This is a genomic window from Arthrobacter sp. TmT3-37 (genome assembly GCF_054510835.1).
Window position 1 is genome coordinate 1 of sequence record NZ_JBTNDU010000013.1, and the last position, 24501, is coordinate 24501.

Annotated in this window: 23 protein-coding genes; 19 read left to right on the forward strand and 4 right to left on the reverse strand. The window is 70.9% G+C overall.

Going from position 1 to position 24501, the window contains the following annotated elements:
- The coding region (locus tag ACX80U_RS14385; protein WP_459268926.1) for an Lrp/AsnC family transcriptional regulator at window positions 1–517 on the reverse strand (517 nt) is incomplete at its 3' end.
- A 187-nt stretch (window positions 518–704) separates the two neighbouring features.
- Here ACX80U_RS14385 and pdhA point away from each other — a divergent pair.
- From pdhA to ACX80U_RS14400, 3 genes are all read left to right on the forward strand, one after another.
- The gene (gene pdhA / locus ACX80U_RS14390; protein ID WP_459268927.1) at window positions 705–1892 is read left to right on the forward strand and encodes a pyruvate dehydrogenase (acetyl-transferring) E1 component subunit alpha; all 1188 of its coding nucleotides are present in this window, start codon (window positions 705–707) and stop codon (window positions 1890–1892) included.
- On the forward strand, window positions 1892–2914 hold the full coding sequence (locus ACX80U_RS14395) for an alpha-ketoacid dehydrogenase subunit beta (protein WP_459268928.1): 1023 nt from the start codon (window positions 1892–1894) through the stop codon (window positions 2912–2914). Before pdhA ends, ACX80U_RS14395 begins: the two co-directional genes overlap by 1 nt.
- Before the next feature lie 119 nt (window positions 2915–3033).
- The gene (locus tag ACX80U_RS14400) at window positions 3034–4590 is read left to right on the forward strand and encodes a dihydrolipoamide acetyltransferase family protein (protein WP_459268990.1); all 1557 of its coding nucleotides are present in this window, start codon (window positions 3034–3036) and stop codon (window positions 4588–4590) included.
- 51 nt (window positions 4591–4641) lie between these two features.
- Here the strand turns inward: ACX80U_RS14400 and ACX80U_RS14405 are convergent, their stop codons facing one another.
- Window positions 4642–5109 (reverse strand): GNAT family N-acetyltransferase, encoded by a 468-nt coding sequence (locus ACX80U_RS14405; RefSeq protein ID WP_459268929.1) that lies wholly within the window; start codon window positions 5107–5109, stop codon window positions 4642–4644.
- A 112-nt stretch (window positions 5110–5221) separates the two neighbouring features.
- Window positions 5222–5833 carry a TetR/AcrR family transcriptional regulator gene (locus ACX80U_RS14410; RefSeq protein ID WP_459268930.1) on the reverse strand — a complete coding sequence of 204 codons (612 nt, stop codon included), beginning with the start codon at window positions 5831–5833 and terminating at the stop codon, window positions 5222–5224.
- 120 nt (window positions 5834–5953) lie between these two features.
- On the opposite strand from ACX80U_RS14410, the gene ACX80U_RS14415 reads away from it, so the two are divergent.
- The 7 genes from ACX80U_RS14415 to ACX80U_RS14445 are packed head-to-tail and all read left to right on the forward strand — an operon-like array spanning window position 5954 to window position 13678.
- Window positions 5954–7573, forward strand: a complete 1620-nt coding sequence (locus ACX80U_RS14415; RefSeq protein WP_459268931.1) for a carboxyl transferase domain-containing protein — start codon at window positions 5954–5956, stop codon at window positions 7571–7573.
- Window positions 7574–7577: 4 nt separating this feature from the next.
- On the forward strand, window positions 7578–9680 hold the full coding sequence (locus ACX80U_RS14420) for an acetyl/propionyl/methylcrotonyl-CoA carboxylase subunit alpha (RefSeq protein WP_459268932.1): 2103 nt from the start codon (window positions 7578–7580) through the stop codon (window positions 9678–9680).
- Window positions 9677–10849: an acyl-CoA dehydrogenase family protein gene (locus tag ACX80U_RS14425; RefSeq protein WP_133082183.1), complete on the forward strand. Its 1173-nt coding sequence runs from the start codon at window positions 9677–9679 to the stop codon at window positions 10847–10849. The genes ACX80U_RS14420 and ACX80U_RS14425 overlap by 4 nt, the downstream gene beginning before the upstream one ends.
- 51 nt (window positions 10850–10900) lie before the next feature.
- On the forward strand, window positions 10901–11698 hold the full coding sequence (locus ACX80U_RS14430; protein WP_133082184.1) for a 3-oxoacid CoA-transferase subunit A: 798 nt from the start codon (window positions 10901–10903) through the stop codon (window positions 11696–11698).
- A 2-nt stretch (window positions 11699–11700) separates the two neighbouring features.
- Window positions 11701–12351 (forward strand): 3-oxoacid CoA-transferase subunit B, encoded by a 651-nt coding sequence (locus tag ACX80U_RS14435; RefSeq protein ID WP_133082185.1) that lies wholly within the window; start codon window positions 11701–11703, stop codon window positions 12349–12351.
- Complete coding sequence (locus ACX80U_RS14440) at window positions 12348–12857, forward strand: MaoC family dehydratase (protein WP_459268933.1); 510 nt, start codon at window positions 12348–12350, stop codon at window positions 12855–12857. Before ACX80U_RS14435 ends, ACX80U_RS14440 begins: the two co-directional genes overlap by 4 nt.
- Complete coding sequence (locus ACX80U_RS14445) at window positions 12854–13678, forward strand: HpcH/HpaI aldolase/citrate lyase family protein (protein WP_459268991.1); 825 nt, start codon at window positions 12854–12856, stop codon at window positions 13676–13678. Before ACX80U_RS14440 ends, ACX80U_RS14445 begins: the two co-directional genes overlap by 4 nt.
- Before the next feature lie 162 nt (window positions 13679–13840).
- Here ACX80U_RS14445 and ACX80U_RS14450 read toward each other — a convergent pair whose 3' ends face one another.
- A complete protein-coding gene (locus ACX80U_RS14450) occupies window positions 13841–15319 on the reverse strand; it encodes an HNH endonuclease signature motif containing protein (protein WP_459268934.1) in 1479 nt (492 codons plus the stop codon).
- A gap of 242 nt (window positions 15320–15561) precedes the next feature.
- Between ACX80U_RS14450 and dxr the strand changes: the two genes are divergently transcribed.
- From dxr to ACX80U_RS14495, 9 genes are all read left to right on the forward strand, one after another.
- On the forward strand, window positions 15562–16830 hold the full coding sequence (dxr, locus tag ACX80U_RS14455; RefSeq protein ID WP_459268935.1) for a 1-deoxy-D-xylulose-5-phosphate reductoisomerase: 1269 nt from the start codon (window positions 15562–15564) through the stop codon (window positions 16828–16830).
- Window positions 16827–18170, forward strand: a complete 1344-nt coding sequence (locus tag ACX80U_RS14460) for a M50 family metallopeptidase (protein WP_459268936.1) — start codon at window positions 16827–16829, stop codon at window positions 18168–18170. Before dxr ends, ACX80U_RS14460 begins: the two co-directional genes overlap by 4 nt.
- A 39-nt stretch (window positions 18171–18209) precedes the next feature.
- A complete protein-coding gene (locus tag ACX80U_RS14465; RefSeq protein ID WP_459268937.1) occupies window positions 18210–18806 on the forward strand; it encodes a MarR family transcriptional regulator in 597 nt (198 codons plus the stop codon).
- 74 nt (window positions 18807–18880) lie between these two features.
- Entirely contained in the window at window positions 18881–19330 is a 450-nt protein-coding gene (locus ACX80U_RS14470; RefSeq protein ID WP_459268938.1) for a hypothetical protein, read from the forward strand.
- A gap of 10 nt (window positions 19331–19340) precedes the next feature.
- On the forward strand, window positions 19341–19631 hold the full coding sequence (locus tag ACX80U_RS14475) for a YciI family protein (protein WP_133082192.1): 291 nt from the start codon (window positions 19341–19343) through the stop codon (window positions 19629–19631).
- A gap of 98 nt (window positions 19632–19729) precedes the next feature.
- A complete protein-coding gene (gene ispG / locus ACX80U_RS14480; protein WP_133082193.1) occupies window positions 19730–20896 on the forward strand; it encodes a flavodoxin-dependent (E)-4-hydroxy-3-methylbut-2-enyl-diphosphate synthase in 1167 nt (388 codons plus the stop codon).
- A complete protein-coding gene (locus ACX80U_RS14485; RefSeq protein WP_459268939.1) occupies window positions 20850–21752 on the forward strand; it encodes a GNAT family N-acetyltransferase in 903 nt (300 codons plus the stop codon). Before ispG ends, ACX80U_RS14485 begins: the two co-directional genes overlap by 47 nt.
- A gap of 124 nt (window positions 21753–21876) precedes the next feature.
- Window positions 21877–23676 (forward strand): proline--tRNA ligase, encoded by a 1800-nt coding sequence (locus ACX80U_RS14490; RefSeq protein ID WP_459268940.1) that lies wholly within the window; start codon window positions 21877–21879, stop codon window positions 23674–23676.
- Window positions 23677–23679: 3 nt separating this feature from the next.
- The gene (locus ACX80U_RS14495; RefSeq protein ID WP_459268941.1) at window positions 23680–24495 is read left to right on the forward strand and encodes a sulfite exporter TauE/SafE family protein; all 816 of its coding nucleotides are present in this window, start codon (window positions 23680–23682) and stop codon (window positions 24493–24495) included.
- Window positions 24496–24501 lie beyond the last annotated feature (6 nt).

A 24501-nucleotide genomic window follows, 5' to 3' on the forward strand; every position in this document is an offset into this window, starting at 1 on the left:
TCCCTCCTCCCTCTTCCTCTCCCCCCCCCCCCCCCCCCCCCCCCCCCCCCGCCCGCGGGCCGCGCGCGAGCAGAGGCTCGACCCGGAACGGGATGAGCTCGCCCATGGCGAGGGACGTGTCGCAGCGCTCCACGCCGTCGCATGCGAGGATCTTGCCGTTGATGCGGAAGAGGTCCTCGGCGTCGACGGCGACCACCCGGACCAGGATGTCGGCCTGGCCCGTCAGGCCGAAGGCCTCGATGACCTCGGGTACGGCGGCGATGCTGTGAGTGATCGCCGCCAGCTTCTGCTGCTGCACGTGGACATGGATGAAGGCGGTCAACGGGTAGCCGAGCGAGACCGTGTTGATGCGCCGCTCGAAGGACAGGAAGACCGACTTCTTCTCGAGCTGCGCCATCCTCGCCTGCACCGTGTTCCTGGACAGTCCCAGCTTCTGCGCGAGGGCGACGACGGTGCGCCGGGGGTCCCTGGCGAGGGCCTGCAGCAGGCGCGTGTCGGTGAGGTCGAGGGGTTGCATAGTGCGCAACGCTAACACGGCGGTATGCCGCGGAATAGTGCACTCTGCTCAGTCGATGAGGAAACAGTTGTGCCACCTGTGCGCTGTGAGTAGGGTCACAATCACTCCGGGTAAAGGCGCCCGGAGCTCTTTCCCGGCGGCCCGATCGGCCGCAGGAGGGAGTGCCTGCGAGTGAAGGTTGCGTGCAATGACCCAGGACGGCGACCAGCGAGGACAGGGAATTCCCGGCGGCGACGACGCCGGGTCGGCGAGCGGGACGGTCTTCCCGGGCCCCGCCCGCGCAGGCGGGGACGACCTCGTCCAGCTCATCGACGCCTCCGGGGTCCGGCACCCGCACGGGCACTACGACGACCTCGTCGCCGACGTCGACGGCGCCGCCCTGCAGAAGCTCTACGAGGACATGGTGGTGGTGCGTCGCATCGACGCCGAGGCTACCGCGCTGCAGCGTCAGGGCGAGCTCGCACTCTGGCCCCCGCTGCTCGGCCAGGAGGCGGCCCAGATCGGTTCCGGCCGTGCCCTGCGCGCCGACGACTTCGTCTTCTCCAGCTACCGCGAGAACGCCGTGGCCTACTGCCGCGGCGTGGACCTCGCCGACATCCTGCGGGTCTGGCGCGGCAACGCCTCCTCCGGCTGGGACCCGTACACCATCAACATGGCCACCCCGCAGGTCATCATCGGGGCGCAGACGCTCCACGCCACCGGCTACGCGATGGGCATCATCAACGACGGCGCCGACGCCGTCGCGGTGACCTACTTCGGCGACGGCGCGACGAGCCAGGGCGACGTCAACGAGGCCATGGTCTTCGCTGCGAGCTACCAGGCCCCCGTGGTGTTCTTCTGCCAGAACAACCACTGGGCCATCTCCGAGCCGGTGGGGTTGCAGGCGCACGTGCCGATCGCACGCCGTGCTCCCGGCTTCGGCATCCCCTCGGTGCGCGTCGACGGCAACGACGTGCTCGCCTGCCTCGCCGTGACCCGCGAGGCCCTCGCCCGCGCACGCTCGGGCGGCGGGCCCACGTTCATCGAGGCCGTGACCTACCGGATGGGCCCCCACACGACGGCCGACGACCCCACCCGCTACCGCGACGCCAACGAGCTCGAGGACTGGGCGGCCCGTGACCCACTGGCCCGACTCGCCACCCTGCTCGACTCGCTCGGGCTGCTCGAGGCCGACTACTCCGACTCCGTGAAGGCGAAGGCCGACGCCGTCGCCGCGGAACTGCGCGAGGGATGCCTGTCGATGGCCGAACCGGTGCCGTCGGACGTCTTCCGGCACGTGTACAGCGCGCCGAACGCGGAGCTCGACCGCCAGCAGGACCACTACGAGCGCTACCTCGCCTCCTTCGCCCAGGCACCCCAGGAAGGACCCCGCTGATGTCCACCATGACTTTCGGCCGCGCGATCAACGCCGGCCTGCGCCGCGCCATGGACGAGGATCCCAAGGTGGTCCTGATCGGTGAGGACATCGGGAAGCTCGGCGGGGTCTTCCGCATCACCGACGGCCTGCAGAAGGACTTCGGGCCGCACCGCGTCCTCGACAGCCCGCTCGCGGAGGCGGGGATCATGGGCACGGCCGTCGGCATGGCCTACCGCGGGTACCGCCCGGTGGTGGAGATCCAGTTCGACGGCTTCATCTACCCGGCCTTCGACCAGATCGTTTGCCAGGTGGCCAAGCTGCACTACCGCACGCAGGGCGCCGTGAGGATGCCCATCACCATCCGGGTTCCCTTCGGCGGCGGCATCGGTTCCCCGGAGCACCACTCGGAGTCTCCCGAGGCCTACTTCACCCACACCTCGGGCCTGCGCGTCGTGAGCGTCTCGAACCCGCAGGACGCCTACACGATGATCCAGCAGGCGATCGCCAGCGACGATCCGGTGCTCTACTTCGAACCCAAGCGGCGCTACCACGTCAAGGGCGAGGTCGACGAGGCGGTCGACCCGACGGTCTCGGACATGGGTGCCGCCCGCGTGGTGACCGAGGGGACGGACGTCACCCTGGTGACCTACGGGCCGCTCGTGCCCACCGCCCGCGATGCCGCCATCGCGGCGGCCGACGACGGCCTCTCCCTCGAGGTGATCGACCTGCGCTCCCTCGCCCCGATCGATTTCGCGACGGTCGAGTCCTCCGTCCGGAAGACCGGCCGGCTCGTCGTCACGCACGAGGCCGCCCGGTCCGGCGGGCTCGGCGCGGAGATCGCCGCGAGCATCACGGAGCGCTGCTTCGACTACCTCGAGCACGCCCCCGTCCGCGTCACCGGATTCGACATCCCGTACCCGTACTCCAAGCTCGAGTTCCACCACCTGCCCGACCTCGACCGGATCCTGGACGGCGTGGACCGTGTGATGCGGCGGCCGAACTCGCTGAGCGGACTGGATGTCGAAGGAGCGGCACAGTGACCGCGACATCCACCACCGCGTCGTCCACTGCCGCCCCGGTCCTGGCCGTTCCGCCCACGACCCGGCCGGCCGGGACCACGACCGGCGGGACGACGTCCGCCCGGGTCCGGGAGTTCCGGCTGCCCGACCTCGGCGAGGGACTCACCGAGTCGGAGATCGTCCAGTGGCACGTCACCGTGGGTGACACGGTGGAGCTGAACCAGATCATCGCCGACGTCGAGACCGCCAAGGCGGTCGTCGAGCTGCCCTCGCCGTACGCCGGCGTCGTCGTGCACCTGCACGCGGCCGCGGGCAGCGTCGTCGACGTCGGAGCGCCGATCGTCTCCTTCGAGGTGCCCGAGACCGACGGCGCGAAGCCCGCGCAGGCGTCGGAGCCGACGGCTCCGTCAGTGCCACGGTCGACCCCGCCACCGTCGGACCCCGCGGACGTGCCCGACGACGTGCCTGCCCGGCGCGAACCGAACCTCGTGGGCTACGGGGCGGCTGTCGAGAAGGGCGGGCGCCCGCAGCGGCGGAGCCGCATCCTCCCGACCGCGGGTCCGGGGCCGACGCAGGTCCCCGCCGCATCGGCTCCGTCGGGCCCGGAGATCCCGTCGCGGCTCCGGCATGGCCCGATTGCGCCCGCAGCCGTGCCCGCGCCCGCAGCCGTGCCCGCGCCCGCAGCCGTGCCCGCGCCCGCAGCCGTGCCCGCGCCCGCCGCCGTGCCCGTGCCCGCCGCCGCGCCCGCGCCCGCGGCCGGGGAAGCACGACGGAGCGGGGACCGGCCCCGCTCCACGCCGCCGGTCCGCAAGCTCGCGCGTGACCTCGGCATCGCCCTCGACGCCCTGAGAGGCTCCGGGCCCGGCGGCCTCATCACGCGGGCCGACGTCCTGTCCGCGCTCGCAGGGACCACGGAGAGCCCTGCCGCAGCGGTGGGGACGCCGGCAACGCCGGCAGGCCCCCTGCCGGCGGCAGGCACGGCCCGCACGGCGAGGGCGGGGGAGACGCGGACCCTGATCCGGGGCATGCGGAAGCACACTGCGGCAGCGATGGTGGCCAGCGCCTTCACGGCGCCCCACGTGACCGAGTTCCTCACGATCGACGTCACGCCCACGATGGACCTGCTCGCGGACCTCAGGGCGAGCCGGGCCTTCGAGGCGACGAAGGTGACGCCGCTGACGATCGTGACGAAGGCCGTGTGCATCGCGATCGCGCGGAACCCCACCCTCAACTCGTCCTGGGACGAGGAGGCGCAGGAGATCGTCCAGTACGCGGACGTGAACCTCGGCATCGCGGCGGCGACCCCGCGTGGGCTGCTCGTGCCGAACATCAAGGCCGCGCAGGACCTGTCCCTGGCGGACCTCGCGAAGGCCCTCAATGCGCTGGCGGAGACCGCGCGCGCGGGGAAGACCCCGCCGGCCGATCTCGCGGGTGGGACCATCTCCATCACCAATATCGGTGTCTTCGGCATCGACGCCGGCACGCCGATCCTGAATCCCGGCGAGGCGGCGATCCTCGCCCTGGGCGCGGTCCGCAGCATGCCGTGGGAATACCAGGGCACGATCGCCCTGCGGTCCGTCCTGACCCTCAGCCTGTCCTTCGACCACCGGCTCGTCGACGGTGAGCAGGGCTCACGGTTCCTGGCCGATGTCGGGACCATCCTCCGCAACCCGGCGATGGTCCTGACGATGGTCTAGCGGCACCCGAGGACGCGGTCCGCCTGCGGCAGGGCTGCGTCTCCCGGGGAGTTACGCCAGTTCGAGGATGAGTTCGCGGACCACGGCGCCGCGGGACGGGGCGAAGCCCTGCGTCTCGCCGACCTGCTGGAAACCCCACCGTTCGAGGATGCGGATGGAGCTCACGTTGTCCGCCACGGCGCGGGCGCGGATGGGGCGCTGGGTCATCTCGTCGAGGAACTGCCCCACGGCGGCCGTCGTGATGCCCTGTCCCCAGCGGGAGCGGTCGATCCAGTAGCTGATCTCGGGCACGTCGCCGTCCCGGTAGGCGAGGATGCTGCCCACGACCTCGCCGTCGGACAGGATGGTGCGCACCGTGATCCTGCTGTCGTTCAGGATGTCCTGCCAGTGATGGTCGAAGACGCCGCGGTCCGACGGGTTCTTGGCCCCGAAGGCCGCCACGTGGTTGGCGCTGGGGTCCAGCTGGTGCGAGAAGAACTCGTCGAGGTCGGTGGCTTCAACGGGACGTAGCGTGATCACAGCGGTACTTTCAGTCGGTGGAGTGGCCGGGCGGGCGGCGCGGCCGGTACTTCTCGTGGCTTCAGCGTACTAGGCACCCCGGAGTGCCCGGAGGCGCGCACCCCCGCCGCCGTCACACGGTCAGGGCGGCCCATGCCATGTCCTGGAGCAGGTCCCGCAGATCGCCGAGCTCCCGGGTCGAGCGGGTGCCGTGCGCGGTGTGCGGCGTCGAGTTGATGAGTCCGAACACCGCATGGACCTTGCGCCGCAGCAGCGAGCGGTCCGCCGCCGGCAGGAGACCGGCCAGTTCGTCCACCCAGACCTGCACGTAGTTGCGCTGCAGGGCCCGCACGTTCCGTTCGTCGTCGTGCGGGAGGGAGCCGAGATCGCGATCCTGCACGCGGATCACGTTCGCATTGGCCAGCGCGAAGTCGACCTGGAACCGGATCAGGCCCCGCAGCGCCGCCTCGGGCGAGGACGCCCCCTCGGCGACGGTACGCCCGCCCTCCAGGAGGTCCTCGCTGACCCCGGTGAGGAGCGCGGAGAGGACCGAGGGCTTGCCGGTGAAGTGCCGGTAGACGGCGGGCCCGCTCACGCCGGCGGCAGCGCCGAGGTCCTCGATGGACACCCCGTTGTACCCGCGGTCCGCGAACAGCTGTGCCGCGGCGACGAGCAGGGCCGCGCGACGGGACGCCTTCGCGACGCTTCGACCCGTCACGCGGTCTTCGGTGGGCAGTGCCTCCATGCAGGTCCTTCGGGTCCGCCGGTGAGTGATGGACCCATTCTGATGGACATCCAGGTTAATGACCACTAACCTGAATCCGGTTAGCGTCTGCTAACTGAAGCATGCTCGAGGAAGTAGTCGATGGAGACTCTGACATCGCAGGTGGATCCGCTCTCGCCGGCGTTCACGGCGAACGCCGCGGCGCAGGCCGAACTCGTCGGCGACCTGCGGCGGCGCCTCGCGGCCGCGGCCCTCGGCGGGCCCGAGCGCTCCCGCGTGCGGCACGTCGCCCGCGGCAAGCTCCTCCCGCGGGAGCGCATCGACCAGCTCCTCGACGACGGCAGTCCGCTCCTCGAGATCGCGCCGCTGGCGGCGAACGGGATGTACGACGATGAGTGCCCGGGTGCGGGCGTGATCGCCGGCATCGGCCTCGTACACGGCCGCCACGTGCTGGTGATCTCGAACGACGCCACCGTCAAGGGCGGCACGTACTACCCGATGACCGTCAAGAAGCATCTCCGCGCGCAGGAGATCGCCCTCGAGAACAATCTGCCCTGCGTGTACCTCGTGGACTCCGGCGGCGCGTTCCTGCCCCGGCAGGACGACGTCTTCCCCGACCGCAACCACTTCGGCCGTATCTTCTACAACCAGGCCACCATGTCGGCCCGGAAGATCCCGCAGATCGCCGCCGTGCTGGGGAGCTGCACCGCCGGTGGCGCCTACGTCCCGGCCATGAGCGACGAGACCGTGATCGTGCGCAACCAGGGCACCATCTTCCTGGGCGGCCCGCCGCTGGTGAAGGCCGCCATCGGCGAGGTCGTCACGGCGGAGGAGCTCGGGGGCGGGGACGTCCACTCCCGCGTCTCCGGGGTCACCGACCATCTCGCGGAGAACGACCAGCACGCGCTGGAGATCGTGCGCGACATCATCGCGACGCTGCCCCCGGCCGCAAAGCCGCCCGTTCCCGCCGTCGTGCACGCCGCGGAGCCGCTGGAGCCGGTGGTGCCGCAGGACGAGCTGTACGGTGCCGTGCCGACGGACGTGAACGCGTCCTACGATGCCCGCGAGATCATCGCCCGGATCGTCGACGGCTCGCTCTTCCACGAGTTCAAACGCGAGTACGGCACCACCCTCGTCACGGGCTTCGCGACCATCTCCGGCCACCGCGTCGGGATCGTCGCCAACAACGGGGTGCTCTTCAGCGAGTCCGCCCTCAAGGGCGCCCATTTCATCGAGCTCTGCGACCAGCGCGGAGTCCCCCTGGTGTTCCTGCAGAACCTCTCCGGCTTCATGGTGGGCAAGGACTACGAGGCCGGCGGCATCGCGAAGAACGGGGCCAAGATGGTCACCGCCGTCGCGACCTGCCGCGTCCCCAAGCTGACGGTCGTCGTCGGCGGGTCCTTCGGGGCCGGCAACTACTCGATGTGCGGTCGCGCCTTCTCCCCGCGCTTCCTGTGGATGTGGCCGGCGGCCCGCATCTCCGTGATGGGCGGCAACCAGGCGTCGTCGGTCCTGGCGACCGTCAAGCGCGACCAGCTCGAGGCGCGCGGCGAGGACTGGTCATCGGAGGACGAGGAGGCGTTCCGCGCACCCATCCGCGACCAGTACGAAGCCCAGGGCAACCCCTACTACTCGACGGCGCGGCTCTGGGACGACGGCGTGATCGACCCCGCGGACACCCGCACCGTCCTCGGCCTCGCACTCGACGTCTGCGCCAACGCGCCCCTGCCCGACACCTCCTTCGGCCTCTTCCGGATGTGACCCGATGACCTCCAGCCCCCTCTCCAGCCCCGCCGGTGCCCGTTCCAGGACCGCCCGGTGGCCCTTCGACACCGTCCTCGTCGCGAACCGCGGCGAGATCGCGAGCCGGGTCCTCCGCTCCGTCCGCGCGCTCGGCCTCCGGTCGGTCGCCGTCTACAGCGACGCCGATGCCGGCGCCCGGCACGTCCTCGAAGCGGACTCCGCCGTCCGGATCGGCCCGGCCGCACCGTCCGAGAGCTACCTGTCCATCCCCGCCGTCATCGAGGCCTGCCGCCGCACGGGGGCGGGCGCTGTGCACCCCGGGTACGGGTTCCTCAGCGAGAACGCTGCCTTCGCCGACGCGCTGCGGGACGCCGGGATCGTCTTCATCGGGCCGTCCGTCCACGCCCTGGACGTCATGGGCGACAAGATCCGTTCGAAGAACCACGTTGCCGCCTCCGGTGTCCCCGTGGTCCCCGGCATCGCCGAACCGGGACTCTCCGACGACGACCTGCTGCGCGCAGCGGACGACGTCGGCTTCCCGCTGCTCATCAAGCCGTCCGCAGGCGGCGGCGGCAAGGGCATGCATGCCGTCCACCGGCCGGAGGACCTCTCCGAGGTCCTCGTCACGGCGCGTCGCGTCGCGGCCCGCGCGTTCGGCGACGACACGCTGTTCCTGGAACGCCTGATCGAGCGGCCCCGTCATATCGAGGTGCAGGTCCTGGCCGACAGCACCGGCACCGTGATCCATCTCGGCGAGCGCGAGTGCTCGCTGCAGCGCCGGCACCAGAAGGTCATCGAGGAGGCGCCGTCGGCCCTGCTCGACGAGGCCACGCGGCGACGGATCGGCGAGGCCGCGTGCGCCGCGGCCCGCAGCGTCGACTACGCGGGAGCCGGGACCGTCGAGTTCCTCGTCTCCGACGCCGCGCCCGACGAGTTCTTCTTCATGGAGATGAACACGCGCCTGCAGGTCGAGCATCCCGTCACGGAACTGGTGACCGGCATCGACCTCGTGGAGTGGCAGATCCGCATCGCCGCGGGTGAGGCGCTGCCGTTCACGCAGGACGACGTCGTGCTGACAGGTCATGCCGTCGAGGCCCGCGTGTACGCCGAGAACCCCGAGGCCGGGTTCCTCCCCTCCACCGGCCGCATCCTGGAGCTCGCCGAGCCCGCAGGGGAGGGCATCCGGGTGGACAGCTCGCTCCTGCCCGGCGGGACCGTCTCCTCGTCCTACGACCCGATGCTCGCCAAGGTCATCGCCTGGGGTGCCGATCGCGGTGAGGCCCTCGACCGGCTGGACGCGGCGCTCGCCGCCACCGTGGTGCTGGGGGTCCACACCAATATCGAATACCTCCGGCTGCTCGTGGGCGACGACGACGTGCGGGCCGCGCGGCTCGACACCACGATGATCGAACGCAAGCTCCCGGAGCTGGCCTTCCGCCATGTCGCCCCCGAGGACCTCGCACTCGCCGCCGTCCTGCTCCTCGAGGCCGAACCGGCTCCGGCCGGCGGCTCACCCTGGCACCGGGGCGACGGCTTCCGGCTCGGGACACCCCGACCACGCGTCGTGACCCTCGAGATGGACGGCGCCACCGCGACGGTCCGGCTGCAGCGCACGGGCGGGGGATGGACCGGAACGGTCGACGGCACCGACGGCACCGACGGCCCGGCTGCCGCGAGCTTCACGGTTCGCGTCGACGGCGGGGGAGTGACCATCGACGGCCTCCGCTCCCGCCGGCGCTACGCGGTCGACGGTGACACCGTCTGGCTGGGGGATGCCGGCTGGTCCGCCCGCGTGCGCCGTCCGAGCCGCCGCGAACTGCTCGACGCCGCCCTGTCCCGTATCACCCGGGAGGAGGGCGCGGCCGACCCGCTGGTCCGCAGCCCCATGCCGGGCACCGTGGTGTCGGTGTCCGTCGAGGACGGCGCGACCGTCGAGGCGGGCGATGTCCTCGTCGCCGTCGAGGCCATGAAGATGGAGCACCAGCTCACCGCCGCCCTGTCCGGCGTCGTCCGCCTCTCGCTGAAACCCGGCGACCTCGTGCGGGCACACCAGATCCTCGCCACCATCGAGTCCGCCCCCGAGGGCGGCCCGGCACCTATCCCCACGGAAGGGAACGCAGCATGAATTTCGAACTGAGCGAGGAGTACCAGGACCTCGTCGACACCGTCCGCGAGTTCGCCGACGAGGTCGTGGCCCCGGTCTCCGCCAAGCACGACGCCGAGCACAGCTTCCCCTACGAGGTGGTCAAGCAGATGGGGGACATGGGCCTGTTCGGCCTGCCGTTCCCCGAGGAGTACGGAGGCATGGGCGGCGACTACTTCGCGCTGTGCCTGGCACTGGAGCAGCTGGCCCGCGTGGACCAGTCGGTGGCCATCACCCTCGAGGCGGGGGTGTCCCTCGGCGCCATGCCCGTCTACCGCTTCGGCACCGAGGAGCAGAAGCAGCAGTGGCTGCCCTCCCTCGCGTCGGGTACCGCCCTCGGCGGGTTCGGCCTCACCGAGTCGGAGGCCGGCTCCGACGCCTCCGGGACGAAGACGACGGCGAAGCTCGAGGACGGCGCGAACGGATCGGAGTGGGTGATCAACGGCACCAAGGAGTTCATCACGAACTCGGGCACCGACATCACGTCGCTGGTGACCGTCACCGCCGTGACCGGTACCTCCGAGCGGCCGGACGGCACGGTGAAGAAGGAGATCTCCACCCTCCTCGTCCCCTCGGACACGCCGGGCTTCACGGCCGAGAAGGCCTACAACAAGGTGGGCTGGAACGCCTCCGACACCCATCCGCTCACCCTCCGTGACGTCCGGGTCCCGGAGGCGAACCTGTTGGGTACGCGCGGCCGCGGGTACGCCAACTTCCTGCAGATCCTCGACGAGGGGCGGATCGCCATCGCGGCGCTCGCGACCGGCGCGGCGCAGGGTTGCGTGGAACAGTCCATCAAGTACGCGGGCGAGCGCATGGCCTTCGGCAGCACCATCGGCGCCTACCAGTCCATCCAGTTCAAGATCGCCCGGATGCAGGTCCGGGCCCACACGGCGCGGCTGGCCTACTACGACGCGGCATCGCGCATGCTCGCGGGCAAGCCGTTCAAGACGCAGGCCTCGATCGCGAAGCTGGTGGCCGGCGAAGCCGCCATGGACAACGCGCGCGACGCGACACAGATCTTCGGCGGCTACGGTTTCATCAACGAGTTCGTGGTGTCCAGGCACTACCGTGACTCGAAGATCCTCGAGATCGGCGAGGGGACCACGGAGGTCCAGCTCATGCTGATCGCGAGGGAACTCGGCCTGTAGGCCCGCCGCAGGGCCAGGACGGACAGGCGCCGGAACAGCGAAGGAGAAGCAGTGATCAACAAAGTGGTTGGCAGTGCGGCGGAGGCCGTGGCGGACATCCCCGACGGAGCATCCCTCGCCGTCGGCGGGTTCGGCCTGTGCGGGATCCCGGTGACCCTGATCGACGCCCTGCACCGGCAGGGGACCTCGGAGCTCGAGACGGTGAGCAACAACTGCGGCGTGGACGACTGGGGGCTCGGCATCCTGCTGTCCGATCACCGGATCCGCCGGACCGTCAGCTCCTACGTCGGCGAGAACAAGGAGTTCGCGCGCCAGTACCTCTCGGGTGAGCTCGAGGTCGAGCTCACCCCGCAGGGCACCCTCGCCGAGAAGCTCCGGGCCGGCGGCGCGGGCATCCCGGCCTTCTTCACCACGGCGGGCGTCGGCACCCAGGTCAGCGAGGGCGGCTTGCCCCAGCGGTACGACGGCGACGGCAGCGTCGCCGTGGCGTCGAAGGCCAAGGAGGTGCGGTCCTTCGACGGCGTCGACTACGTGCTCGAGGAGTCGCTGCGGCCCGACTTCGCGCTGGTCCACGCCTGGAAGGGCGACCGCCACGGCAACCTCGTCTTCCACGCCACCGCGATGAACTTCAATCCGCTCTGTGCGCAGGCCGGCCGGATCACGATCGCCGAGGTCGAGGAACTCGTGGAACCCGGGGAGCTCGACCCGGCGCAGGTCCACACGCCCGGCATCTTCGTCCAGCGCGTGGTGGTGGCGCGCGACGTCGAGAAGCGCGTCGAGAAGCGGACCGTCTCGATCGGCGGCGCGCCCGACCCCGGCGCCGGCCTGAACGCACCCGAAGGAGCATGAGCATGGCACTCACCCGCAACGAACTCGCCGCCAGGGTGGCGCAGGAGCTGGAGAACGGGCAGTACGTCAACCTCGGCATCGGGATGCCCACGCTGATCCCGAACTACATCCCCGCCGGGGTCGAGGTGGTGCTGCACTCCGAGAACGGCATCCTCGGCGTCGGTCCCTATCCCGCCGAGGACGCCGTCGATCCGGACCTCATCAATGCCGGCAAGGAGACCGTCACCGCCAATCCGGGCGCTGCGTTCTTCGACTCGGCCGCGTCCTTCGGCATGATCCGCGGCGGCCATGTGGACGTCGCGGTCCTCGGTGCCATGGAGGTCGCGCAGAACGGCGACCTCGCGAACTGGATGGTGCCCGGCAAGATGGTCAAGGGCATGGGCGGCGCCATGGACCTCGTGTTCGGGGCGAAGCGCGTGATCGTCATGATGGAGCACGTGGACCGGGCAGGGCGGCCGAAGATCGTCGAAGCCTGTTCCCTGCCCCTGACGGGGAAGGGCTGCGTGACCCGGATCGTCACCGACCTCGCCGTGATCGACGTCGAACCCGACGGACTCGTGCTGCGCGAGACCGCTCCCGGCGTGAGCACGGACGACGTCGTCGCCGCCACCGGCGCCCCGCTGCGGATCGAGCTCGGGGAAGCGGCCGCGTGAGCGGCGACACGCCACCTGCCCGGTCCGTGATCGAGCAGCGCGGCCTCTACCTCGACGAGCTCGAGGTCGGGACGGTCTACGCCCACCGCCCCGGCCGGACGCTGACCGAGGCCGACAACGTCCTGTTCACGACGCTGACCATGAACACGCAGGCCCTGCACCTCGACGCGGCCTGGTCCGCGGGGCAGCCCTTCGGTGAGCGTCTCGTCAATTCGATGCTGACCCTCGCGACGCTCGTCGGACAGTCGGTGTCCCAGCTCACGCAGGGCACCATCGTGGCGCAGCTGGGGCTCACCGACGTCGCCTTCCCGAAGCCGCTGTTCCACGGCGACACCCTGTACACGGAGACCGAGATCACCGGTGTCCGCCCGTCGTCCTCGCGCCCCGGGCAGGGCATCGTGTCCATGGTCCACACCGGGCGCAACCAGCACGGCGATGTCGTCGCGTCGGCAACGCGCTCCGTCCTGATGTGGTCCTCGACGGCGCAGCGGGCAGTGACGCGATGAGCGGGATCGTCCTGGGACCGGCACTGCTCTTCTGCCCGGCGGACCGCCCGGAGCGGTACGGCAAGGCGGCCGACCGCTCCGACACCGTCATCCTCGACCTGGAGGACGCCGTGGCGCCCGGAGCCAAGGACGCGGCACGGACGGCACTCGCCGAGACCCCGCTCGCCCCGGAGCGCACCGTGGTGCGGCTCAACGCGGTGGGGACAGCCGACTTCGCACTCGACTGCGCCGCCGTCCGAGGCACCCCCTACCGCACCGTCATGCTCGCCAAGACGGAGTCGCCCGAGCACGTCGCCGCGGCCCGTGCGGCCCTGGGGGACGTCGAGGTCATCGCCCTGGTCGAGACGGCGCGGGGCGTGGTCCACGCGGCCGCCATCGCCGCGGCCGACGGCGTCACCGCCCTCATGTGGGGCGCCGAGGACCTCGTGGCATCCCTCGGCGGCACCTCGAGCCGCACCGCCGGCGGCACCTACCGGGCCGTGGCGCTCCAAGCGCGCTCGCAGGTGCTCCTCGCCGCAGGAGCCGCGGGAGTCGGCTGTATCGACGCCGTCTACGTGGATATCGCCGACCTCGGGGGCCTCGCCGCCGAGGCCGAGGATGCGGCCGCTTCCGGCTTCTCCGCGAAGGCCTGCATCCATCCCGGCCAGGTGGCCGCGGTCCGTACGGCCTTCGCTCCCGGCGACGCCGAGGTCGAGCGCGCCCGCGCGCTGCTCGCCGCCGCCGAGAGGGAACGGGGCGTCTTCGCCTACGAGGGGCGCATGGTGGACGAGCCGATCCTCCGGCATGCCCGCAGCGTCGTGGGCAGGGCGTCGGGTCGGTAGGGGCGGGCCTCGCCGGACGCCGCCGCGGTGTCGACGACAGGGGAGTCGGACGCGCGTACGGCAGTGCCGGTGCCGGCGAACAGCGCTGGCAGATGTCGTCGTCCCGCGAGGATCGAGGCCCGCTTGACCCGCTCCAGGCGCCGCTCTTTGCGGCTTCGCTTCTCAGAAGGGCGGTAGGAGCCCGGGGTCCGGGACCCGCTCCGCGCGCATCGCTGTCCCGAGGTCGTGCACGGTGCGGGCGATCGCCGACGAATCCGTCGTGGCGGGCGGTGGTTCGGGCGGCGTCGTGTAGGTGCGACCACCCGGCGACAACCAGCTCAGCCCGCTATCGGGATCGGGAGTCGGTGTCCATCCCGTCCGGTGCTTCAGCATGTGGTGTCGCCTGCAGACGGGATAGAGGTTGTCCGCACCGGTCGATCCTCCGTCTGCCCAGGACACCAGATGGTCCAGATCGCAGCGGCCGGCGGGACGGCCGCAGCCGTAGAAGCTGCAGGTCTTCTGGCGGAGCTGCACCCAGGTCCGCAGGTCCTCGCTCGGGCGGTACCGGGTCCGGTCCAGGCCGAGCACCGCACCCGTGTACGGGTGGGTGAGCAGGCGCATCCACGAGGTGGCGTCCCCGGCGAGCCGGCGGGCGGCGTCGGCAGGGATCGGACCATAACCTTCGAGTTCGGCAGGTTCGTCGGTGAGCCCCATCAGCGCGAACACCGGAACGGTCACGACGATCCTCGCTGCTGGGGAGCGCGTGCCCGAGGGCCCACCGGCGCCGAGCAGCATGTCGGCCAGGACGTCGGCGCGCAGTTGGGGCAGCGTCCGCGGCTCATCGCCGCTGCGCAGGGTCCGGGCCACCGCATCCACCGTGGTGTGCAGGGCCAGTGCCTGCTCCGCGGGGAGATAGGCGCTGAACCACGCCATCCCGTCACGGTCCGGTTCGAAGACGACGCACCGATCCGGTTCCGCCTTCACCCGGCGGGCGGTCAACGACCCGGGGTGGAGCTTCTCCCGCAGCCGACGGCACCGCGCCGTCAGCCTCGGCCGGTTCAGGTCTTCCGCCACCGTCAGGATCTCCGCCTCGAACGCCAGGACGGCCTCGTCGGGGAGTGTGCGGGACTGCTCGACGATGACCGACGCCCGCGAGGCACAGATCCCGCCCTTCTCCAGGGCCGCCAGGGTGGCCGTCAACGGTCCGGTCAGCGTGAGCGACTCCGAGACGAGCCGGGCGGCCGAGCCCTCGGACAGCTTGAGCAGGGCTGCGGTCTCCACAACCGTCTCCGTGAACGCGAGGGACGACGACCGGCCCGACCAGGTCCGGTGCCCGCGATCGCTGAACGTGTGGACCCTCGTGATCAACCGGGCCCGCTGGGCGGCCGCCCACGATGCGAGGCGTTCGGCCGCGCGCAGCAGCTCGAGCGTGTCATCGAGACGGGAGGGGGCCGCGATCATCGGCGCGTCCTGCAGGCGGGCCACCAGTCCGGACGGCGACGCCTCCTCGATGAGAGTTCGCCGATGACCGTCGGTTCCTTCGTCCTCGGTGCCGAGGTCTTCCAGCGGACCGAGGATCTCGTCGACCGCATCCGCGGGCCATCCCCAGGTCGCCTCGTCGTAGGCGTCCCCGAGATCGAGCGTCGACGCTCCGATGGACATGACTCATTCCATCACTCGGCACCGACATTCCGGCTGCTCGACACAGACCCGGAACAGGTGCCCCATGGTTGGTGCCGACCGGCCATCGAGGTACCGGCAGGGACCCGGCCGCCGGGTGGAAGCGGCGCGTCGTCGCGGTCCGGGATCCCTCCCCGCCGCCCGGTCGCATCCGGACGATCCCCGCCCACAGCGTCCGCGGACCCTGGCTGATGGACAGCTCCGGACTGCGGGATACTGGGGCCATGGATTTCAGCAACCCCACCCGGCAGTACCGGCGCGTCTCCATCCTCGGCTCCACGGGCTCCATCGGGACCCAGGCGCTCGAGGTGATCGCCGCGGCTCCCGACCGTTTCGGCGTCGCGGGCCTCAGCGCCGGCGGGCGGAACCTGGAACTCCTCGCCCGCCAGGCCGTGGCCGTCCGGGCTCCCGCCGTCGGCGTCGCGTCCGCGTCGGAGTCCGACCTCGAGCGCGCGATCGCGCAGGCCGCCGACGCCGCCGGTGTCCGGGGTTACGCACCGATGCTGTTCTCCGGCGACGACGCCGCGGCGAAGGTTGCTGCCTGGCCCGACGCCGACGTCGTCCTCAACGGCATCACCGGCTCGATCGGCCTCGAGCCCACCCTCGCCGCGCTCGCCGCCGGGCACCTGCTCGCCCTGGCCAACAAGGAGTCGCTGATCGCCGGGGGAGCGCTCGTGCGCGCGGCGGCCGCTCCCGGACAACTCGTCCCCGTGGACTCCGAGCACTCGGCCATCGCACAGGCCCTGCGCGGCGGCACGGCCGACGAGGTGGACCGACTGGTCCTGACGGCGTCGGGCGGCCCGTTCCGCGGCAGGACCCGCGCCCAGCTGCAGCACGTCACGCCCGCGGAGGCCGTCGCCCACCCCACGTGGGACATGGGACGCGTCATCAGCACGAACTCCGCCTCGATGGTCAACAAGGCCCTCGAGGTGATCGAGGCCCACCTCCTCTTCGACATCCCGCTCGAGCGGATCGACGTCGTCGTGCACCCGCAGTCCGTGATCCACTCGATGGTCCAGTTCGTCGACGGCTCCACGCTGGCGCAGGCGTCACCGCCGGACATGCGCCTCCCCATCGCCCTCGGCATCGGCTGGCCGTTCCGCGTGCCGGGATCAGCCCGCGCATGCGACTGGAGCCGGTCCGCCGAGTGGACCTTCGAACCGCTGGACGAGGAGGCCTTCCCGGCCATCGCCCTGGCGAAGCGTGCGGCCGCCGAGGGCGGCACGCGCATGGCCGTGTACAACGCCGCGAACGAGGAGGCCGTCGAGGCCTTTCACAGGGGAGCCATAGGTTTCCCTGAGATCGTGGACACCGTGTCCGCCGTCGTCGACGAGCAGCGTGCGCGGGAGGTCGCCGGCGGCGAGCCCACCCTCGACGCCGTCCTCGAGGCGGAGCGCTGGGCACGCACGAGTGCCCGGTCCCGTTGCGGCCTCGTGGAGTCGCCGGCGCCCGGAGGGGCGGCCGGTCCGGAAGGCCAGAAGGAAGAGCTGTGACCGTTCTCTTGTTCATCGTCGGAGTGCTCGTCGTCGTCATCGGCATCGCGGCGTCGATCGCCCTGCATGAAGTGGGGCACCTGGTGCCCGCGAAGCTGTTCCGCGTCCGCGTCACCCAGTACATGGTGGGCTTCGGTCCCACCATCTGGTCCAGGCGACGCGGGGAGACCGAGTACGGGCTGAAGGCAATCCCGGCCGGCGGCTACGTCTCGATGGTGGGCATGTTCCCTCCCGCGACCACGGAGGCCGGTGCGGTGCGCCAGTCCAGCACCGGCGTCTTCCAGCAGCTCACCAACGACGCCCGGCAGGCCGCGGCCGAGCAGTTGCAGCCGGGGGACGAGGACCGGGTCTTCTACAAGCTGCCCATCTGGAAACGGATCATCATCATGCTCGGCGGGCCGCTGATGAACCTCCTGATCGGGACCGTGCTCTTCGCCGTCCTCATCATGGGGTTCGGCAGTGCGCAGGCCACCACCACGCTGTCCGAGGTGTACCGGTGCGTGGTCCCCGCCAGTCAGCAGGCGGCCACGGGACAGACCGACTGTGCGCCCGAGGATCCCGCCGCCCCCGCCTTCGAGGCGGGACTCCAGCCGGGCGACCGCGTGGTCGCCTTCGACGGCCGGGAGGTCACCGACTGGGACGAGCTGTCGGGCTGGATCAGGGACGCGGCCGGCCGCGAGGTCGGCATCACCTACGTGCGCGACGGCGAGAGCGTCGAGTCCGTCATCACGCCCCTGCTGACGGAACGGCCGGTCGCCGCGGAGGACGGCACGGCGATGGTCGACGACGACGGCGAGGCCGTGACCCAGGAGGTGGGCTTCATCGGCGTCGGTTCGACGCAGGAACTCGTCCCGCAGCCCGCGACCGAGGTGCTCCCGGCTGTCGGGGACTCGCTGGCCCGGGTCGCCGGAGTGGTGCTGAACCTGCCGCAGCGCGTGGTGGAGGTGGGTCAGGCAGCGTTCTCGGACGCGCCGCGTGATCCCGAGGGGCCCATCAGCGTCGTCGGCGTCGGAAGGATCGCGGGCGAGATCTCGGCGATGGAGGAAGTGCCGGTCGAATCCCGCGCGGCGACGCTGATCGGGCTCGTCGCGGGCGTGAACCTCGCCCTGTTCGTGTTCAACCTGATCCCGCTCCTGCCGCTCGACGGCGGGCACGTCGCCGGAGCGCTGTGGGAGGGGCTGCGCCGGGGTGTCGCGCGGGTGTTCGGGCGTCCCGATCCGGGGCCGTTCGACATGGCCAGGCTCCTGCCCCTCACCTACGCGGTGGCGATCCTGCTGATGGGGATGGGTGTCCTGTTGATCTATGCCGATATCGTCAAACCGGTCGACCTGTTCGGCTGATCGGTTGTAATTCGAATTTCAACCCCATACGGTTGATGAATGTTCGTCCTGACCATCGATCAGACCGGAAGCCGAGCCACCACGGACCGGGTGCCGGAACTGCTCCACCTCCTGCAGCCCGTCCACGCCGTGCTGCCCTGGGAGCGATCGGTCGGGGACGAGGCGCAGGGGGTCATCGCGGGCGCGGACGATGTCGTCGAGGCCGTGATGCTCTGCCTGCGAGCCGGCGGCTGGTACGTGGGCATCGGGATCGGGACCGTCGAGCGTCCCTTCCCCGCCTCCCCACGGGAGGGCCGCGGCTCCGCGTTCGTCGCAGCGCGGAAGGCCGTGGACCGCGCGAAGAAGACGGGGGACCGCGCACCCCTCGCCGTCGAGGGCCCGGACGGGGCCGGCGAGGCGGAGGGCGTGCTCGCGCTCCTCGGCCGGCACGTGATGGGCCGCTCGGACGCCGAATGGCGGATCCTCGATCTCCTGCACCCGGGGGAGCGCGGCACGCAGACCGCCGTCGCGCGGACGCTCGGCATCAGTCCCCAGGCGGTGAGCAAGGCCGCCGCCCGTGCCGCGTGGCACGAGGAGCAGGCCGTCCGCCCCGCAGCCGCGCGGCTCCTGACCTGGGCCGACGGCCGCGTCGCCTGACGGCCCGGTCCGCGTCCCCGCATCCGTTGGGGGGTGCCGTGGGGTAGACATGGATCAAGGAAGAAGGAGGTCCGGTGGACGCACTCTGGATCGCGGTGGCACTGCTCGCGGCGGGTGGCCTCGGCCTGCCCGTGACCATGCTCGTCCTGCGGCTGGCCCGTTCCGTGGACACCGCGGAACGGCGCCGCGAGGAACCGCCCGAGCCCGCGGACCAGCCCCAGCTGGACCTCCCCGAGCCACCCGCGGAACCGCCGAGGGCACCCGTGGACGCCCTGCCGCCGGGAGTCCTCCGCGGCGGACTCGTCATCGGCGTCCTCGAGCGGCTCGCGGTCACCGTCGCCATCCTCGGTGGCCAGCCGGTCGCCATCGCCTACGTCGTCACGGTCAAGGCGCTCGGTCGCTATGCCGAGCTGAAGGAGACCCCCGCCGCGTCGGAGCGGTTCATCATCGGCACGCTGTCCTCCCTGCTCTGGGCGGCAGGGGTCGCGACGATCGTCAAGGTCTACCTCCTGGAAGTCCCGTAGGGTGAGGCCCATGAGTATCTTCGCCGTCGAGTACGTGTACAACCCCGACCACGACGACCTCCGGGCGGAGCACCGTCCGGAGCACCGGCAGTGGCTCGAGAGCCTCGTGCAGCAGGGCCGCGTCCTGGCCTCCGGACCGTTCGCCGATGGCAGCGGCGCCCTCCTCGTCTTCGCCGCCGAGACCGAGGCGGACCTCAACCAGCTCGTGAGCGAAGACCCCTTCGCCCGGGTCGGTGCCATCTCGGCCGTCAAGGCCACCGGGTGGAACCCGGTCATCGGAGCATTCCGCGACCTCGTGTGACCTGCATCGCCACACGCCGGGAGACCGCCGGGCCGGGTGGATAATGAAATCAAGAATCTCGAAGACGTGCGGTCACGGCCGCCAGCATGGAGGATGTTTTGACCTCGGTCAGCCTAGGAATGCCAGCAGCACCGCCCCCCGTCCTCGCACCCCGGCGCAAGACCCGCCAGATCAAGGTCGGATCGGTGGGCGTCGGATCCGATTCGCCGATCAGCATCCAGTCCATGACCACCACGCCGACCACGGACATCAACGCGACGCTGCAGCAGATCGCGGAGCTCACGGCGACCGGGTGCGACATCGTCCGTGTGGCCTGCCCGTCGGCCGATGACGCCGCAGCCCTGCCGATCATCGCGAAGAAGTCCCAGATCCCCGTCATCGCGGACATCCACTTCCAGCCGAAGTACGTCTTCGCCGCGATCGACGCCGGGTGCGCCGCAGTGCGCGTCAACCCCGGCAACATCCGGAAGTTCGACGACCAGGTGAAGCAGATCGCCGACGCGGCGAAGGCCGCCGGGACCTCGATCCGCATCGGCGTCAACGCCGGCTCACTGGATCCCCGCCTGATGCAGAAGTACGGCAAGGCCACACCCGAGGCGCTCGTCGAGTCCGCTGTCTGGGAAGCCTCCCTGTTCGAGGAACACGACTTCCACGACTTCAAGATCTCGGTCAAGCACAACGATCCCGTGATCATGGTGCGCGCCTACGAACTGCTCGCCGAGCGCGGCGACTGGCCCCTGCACCTCGGCGTGACCGAGGCGGGGCCCTCCTTCCAGGGCACCATCAAGTCGGCCACGGCCTTCGGGGCGCTCCTGTCCAAGGGCATCGGCGACACCATCCGCGTCTCCCTCTCGGCACCGCCGGTCGAGGAGATCAAGGTGGGCAACCAGATCCTGCAGTCGCTCAACCTGCGTCCCCGCAAGCTCGAGATCGTCTCCTGCCCGTCCTGCGGCAGGGCCCAGGTGGACGTCTACACCCTGGCCGAGGAGGTCACCGCCGGCCTCGAGGGCATGGAGGTCCCGCTGCGCGTGGCCGTCATGGGCTGCGTCGTCAACGGACCCGGCGAGGCCCGCGAGGCCGACCTGGGTGTGGCCTCCGGAAACGGCAAGGGCCAGATCTTCGTGAGGGGCGAAGTCATCAAGACTGTCCCCGAGGACCAGATCGTTGAGACACTCATCGAGGAAGCGATGCGGCTCGCAGAGGAGATGGGTGAGGCTGATGGCGAAACTGCTGGCTCGGGTGGCCCCATGGTTACCGTTAGCTAGGCCACAGCCCGACCCCGAGGGCCCCTGGTCGTTCCGCGTCCTCGGCGAGGCGGACACCCGGGATCTCTGGGCCCTCGTCGCCGCCGATCCGGTGGCCAACGTCTTCGTGGCCTCCCACCTCGAGTCCATGGGGACGGCCGCGCCGTCGTTCTCCGGCGGTGAGATCATCGGCATGTTCCGGCACGACGAGCTCCGCGCTGCGTGCTGGGCGGGCGTCAACCTCGTGCCCATCGGCGTGACGGACGAGACCGGCGCGATCTTCGGGGACCACCTCGGCCGGTCGGGCCGGACCTTCTCCTCGGTCTTCGGACTCTCCGAGGGCGTGATGGACCTGTGGTCCACGCTCGAGGACTACAGCGCCGAGCCCTTCGACATCCGCCCCACGCAGCCGCTCATGGCCATCGACACGGACCCGCTCATCGCGCCCGCCCCCGATCTCCGCTTCACGCGTCCCGACGAACTCGACCGGCTCCTGCCCGCCTGCGCCGCGATGTTCGAGGAGGAGGTGGGGTACTCGCCGTTCATCGGCGGGTCCGAGCACTACCGGCGCCGCGTGGCGTCCCTGATCAGCCGCAAGCACTCGCTCGCAGCGTTCGACGACGACGGCACGGTGGTCTTCAAGGCCGAACTGGGTACGGTGTCCTCGCAGGCCGTCCAGGTGCAGGGCGTCTGGGTGAACCCGGACCACCGCGGCAGGGGGCTCAGCGCCGCCTACATGGCCGCCGTCGTCGTCGCCGCCCGCTCCCTCGCGCCGACCGTCAGCCTCTACGTGAACTCCTACAACGCCCGGGCCATCGCCGCGTACAAGCGCGTGGGCTTCGAGCAGGTGGACACCTTCGCGACGATCCTCTTCTGAGCAGGACCCTGCCGGCGGTGATCCCGACCCGCCCGCCCGACCCGCTAGATTGGTAGCTGTTGTCTCCCGCCGGACGGCGGGGACGTGACTGGCAGTGCACGACCGAATACGAACGGACACCCGCGTGGTCTTACGACTCTCGACCCTTTTCCTGCGCACCCTGCGTGAAGATCCAGCCGACGCCGAAGTCGCGAGCCACCGCCTCCTGGTGCGGGCGGGCTACATCCGGCGTGCCGCCCCCGGGATCTACAGCTGGCTGCCGCTGGGCCTGAAGGTCCTCGCACGGGTCGAGGCGATCGTCCGCGAGGAGATGGAGGCGATCGGCGCGCAGGAGGTCCACTTCCCGGCGCTGCTGCCCAAGGAACCCTACGAGGCCACGAACCGCTGGACCGAGTACGGGGACGGCATCTTCCGCCTCAAGGACCGCAAGGACGCGGACTACCTGCTGGCACCGACGCACGAGGAGATGTTCACGCTGCTCGTGAAGGACCTGTACACCTCGTACAAGGACCTCCCCGTCAGCCTGTTCCAGATCCAAACCAAGTACCGCGACGAGGCGCGGCCGAGGGCAGGCCTCCTCCGTGGCCGCGAGTTCATCATGAAGGACTCCTACTCCTTCGACGTCGACGACGAGGGGCTGGAGGCGAGCTACCAGCTCCACCGCGCGGCGTACCTCAGGATCTTCGAGCGGCTCGGCCTGGACGTCGTGCCCGTCACGGCGACCGCCGGAGCCATGGGCGGTTCCAAGAGCGAGGAGTTCCTCCACCCGACCCCCATCGGCGAGGACACCTTCGTCCGGTCGGCCGGCGGGTACACCGCCAACGTCGAGGCGGTCACGACGGTCGTCCCCGACGCCATCGACTACACCGACGCGCCCGCAGCCGAGGTCAGGGACACCCCCGACACCCCGACGATCGACACGCTCGTGGACCACGCGAACGGCGCCGCACCCCGCGCGGACCGGGCCTGGACCGCGGCGGACACTTTGAAGAACGTCGTGCTGGCGGCCGTGCTGCCCACCGGCGAGCGCCGGATCCTGGTCGTCGGCGTGCCCGGCGACCGCACGGTGGACCTCAAGCGCATCGAGGCAACCATCGCCGGCCACCTCGAGACCGGCGGTGAGGTGGCCGTCGAGGCCGCCGGCGAGGAGGACCTCAGGAAGCACCCGGGCCTGGTCAAGGGCTACATCGGCCCCGGCCTGGCCCTGGATGCCGCCGTCCTCGGCGCCGATGCCGCCACGGGCCTGACGTACCTCGTGGATCCGCGGGTCGTTCCCGGCACCTCGTGGGTCACGGGGGCGAACGAGCACGGCCGGCACGTCTTCGGGCTCGTCGCGGGCCGCGACTTCAGCTGGGACGGCGTCATCGAGGCCGTCGAGGTGCGCGAGGGCGACGAGGCTCCCGACGGCTCCGGGCCGCTGATCGCGGCGCGCGGCATCGAGATGGGCCACATCTTCCAGCTCGGACGCAAGTACGCGGAGGCGCTCGGGCTGAAGGTCCTCGACCGGAACGGCAAGCTCGCCACGGTCACCATGGGCTCCTACGGCGTCGGGGTCACGCGTGCCATCGCGGCCCTCGCCGAGGCCAACCACGACGATCGCGGGATCATCTGGCCCCGCAACGTGGCTCCCGCCGACGTGCACATCGTCGCCACGGGCAAGGGCACCGAGGTGTTCGAGGCCGCCGAGAAGCTGGCCGCCGACCTCGAGTCCGCCGGCCTCACCGTGATCTACGACGACCGCCCCAAGGTCTCGCCGGGCGTGAAGTTCGGCGACGCCGAACTCATCGGCGTGCCCACGATCGTCGTCGTCGGCCGTGGCCTCGCCGACGGCGTGCTCGAGGTCAAGGACCGCCGCACGGGGGAGGCGCAGAACGTGGCCGTCGACGACGCCGCCGCGCTGCTGCTCGCGCTCACCGCCGCCTAGGCCGTGGCGGGCTCGGGACTCGAGGAACTGCACCTCGCAACCATCCTGCTGGTGCTCGTCGCCGGGTTCGCCGCGGGCTGGGTGGACGCCGTCGTCGGCGGTGGCGGGCTCCTGCAGCTGCCGGCGCTCCTGCTGGTTCCCGGGATCACGCCCGTGGAGGCCCTGGCCACCAACAAGTTGGGGTCGATCTTCGGGACGACGACGAGCGCGATCACCTACTACCGCCGGGCGCATCCCGACCTGCGGACGGCGCTCCCGATGGCCGCGATAGCCCTCGTCGGCAGCTTCGGCGGGGCGATCCTGGCGGCATCCCTGCCGTCGTCGGTCTTCAAGCCGATCATCGTGGTGGCACTCGTCGCGGTGGCGGTGTTCACGGCCCTCAAGCCGTCCGTCGGGACACTGACCGAGCTGCGGCACCAGGGTGCGCGGCACTACGGCACGGCCGGCGCGATCGGGCTGGTCATCGGCTTCTACGACGGGCTGATCGGCCCCGGGACCGGGTCCTTCCTGATCATCGCGATGGTCACGCTGCTGGGCTACAACTTCCTCGGCGCCAGCGCGAAGGCGAAGATCGTGAACATGGCCACCAACTTCGGCGCGCTCATGTTCTTCCTGCCCAACGGGTCCATCCTGTGGGGGTTGGGACTCCTGCTCGGCGCGGCGAACATGGCCGGCGGCTACACCGGGTCCCGCATGGCGATCAGCCAGGGCAGCAGGTTCATCCGGATCGTGTTCCTCGTCGTCGTCGGCGCCCTGATCATCAAGCTCGGCTCCGACGTGTGGGTGGAGAACATCCGTCCTCTGCTCGCCCGGGCATGACGCCGA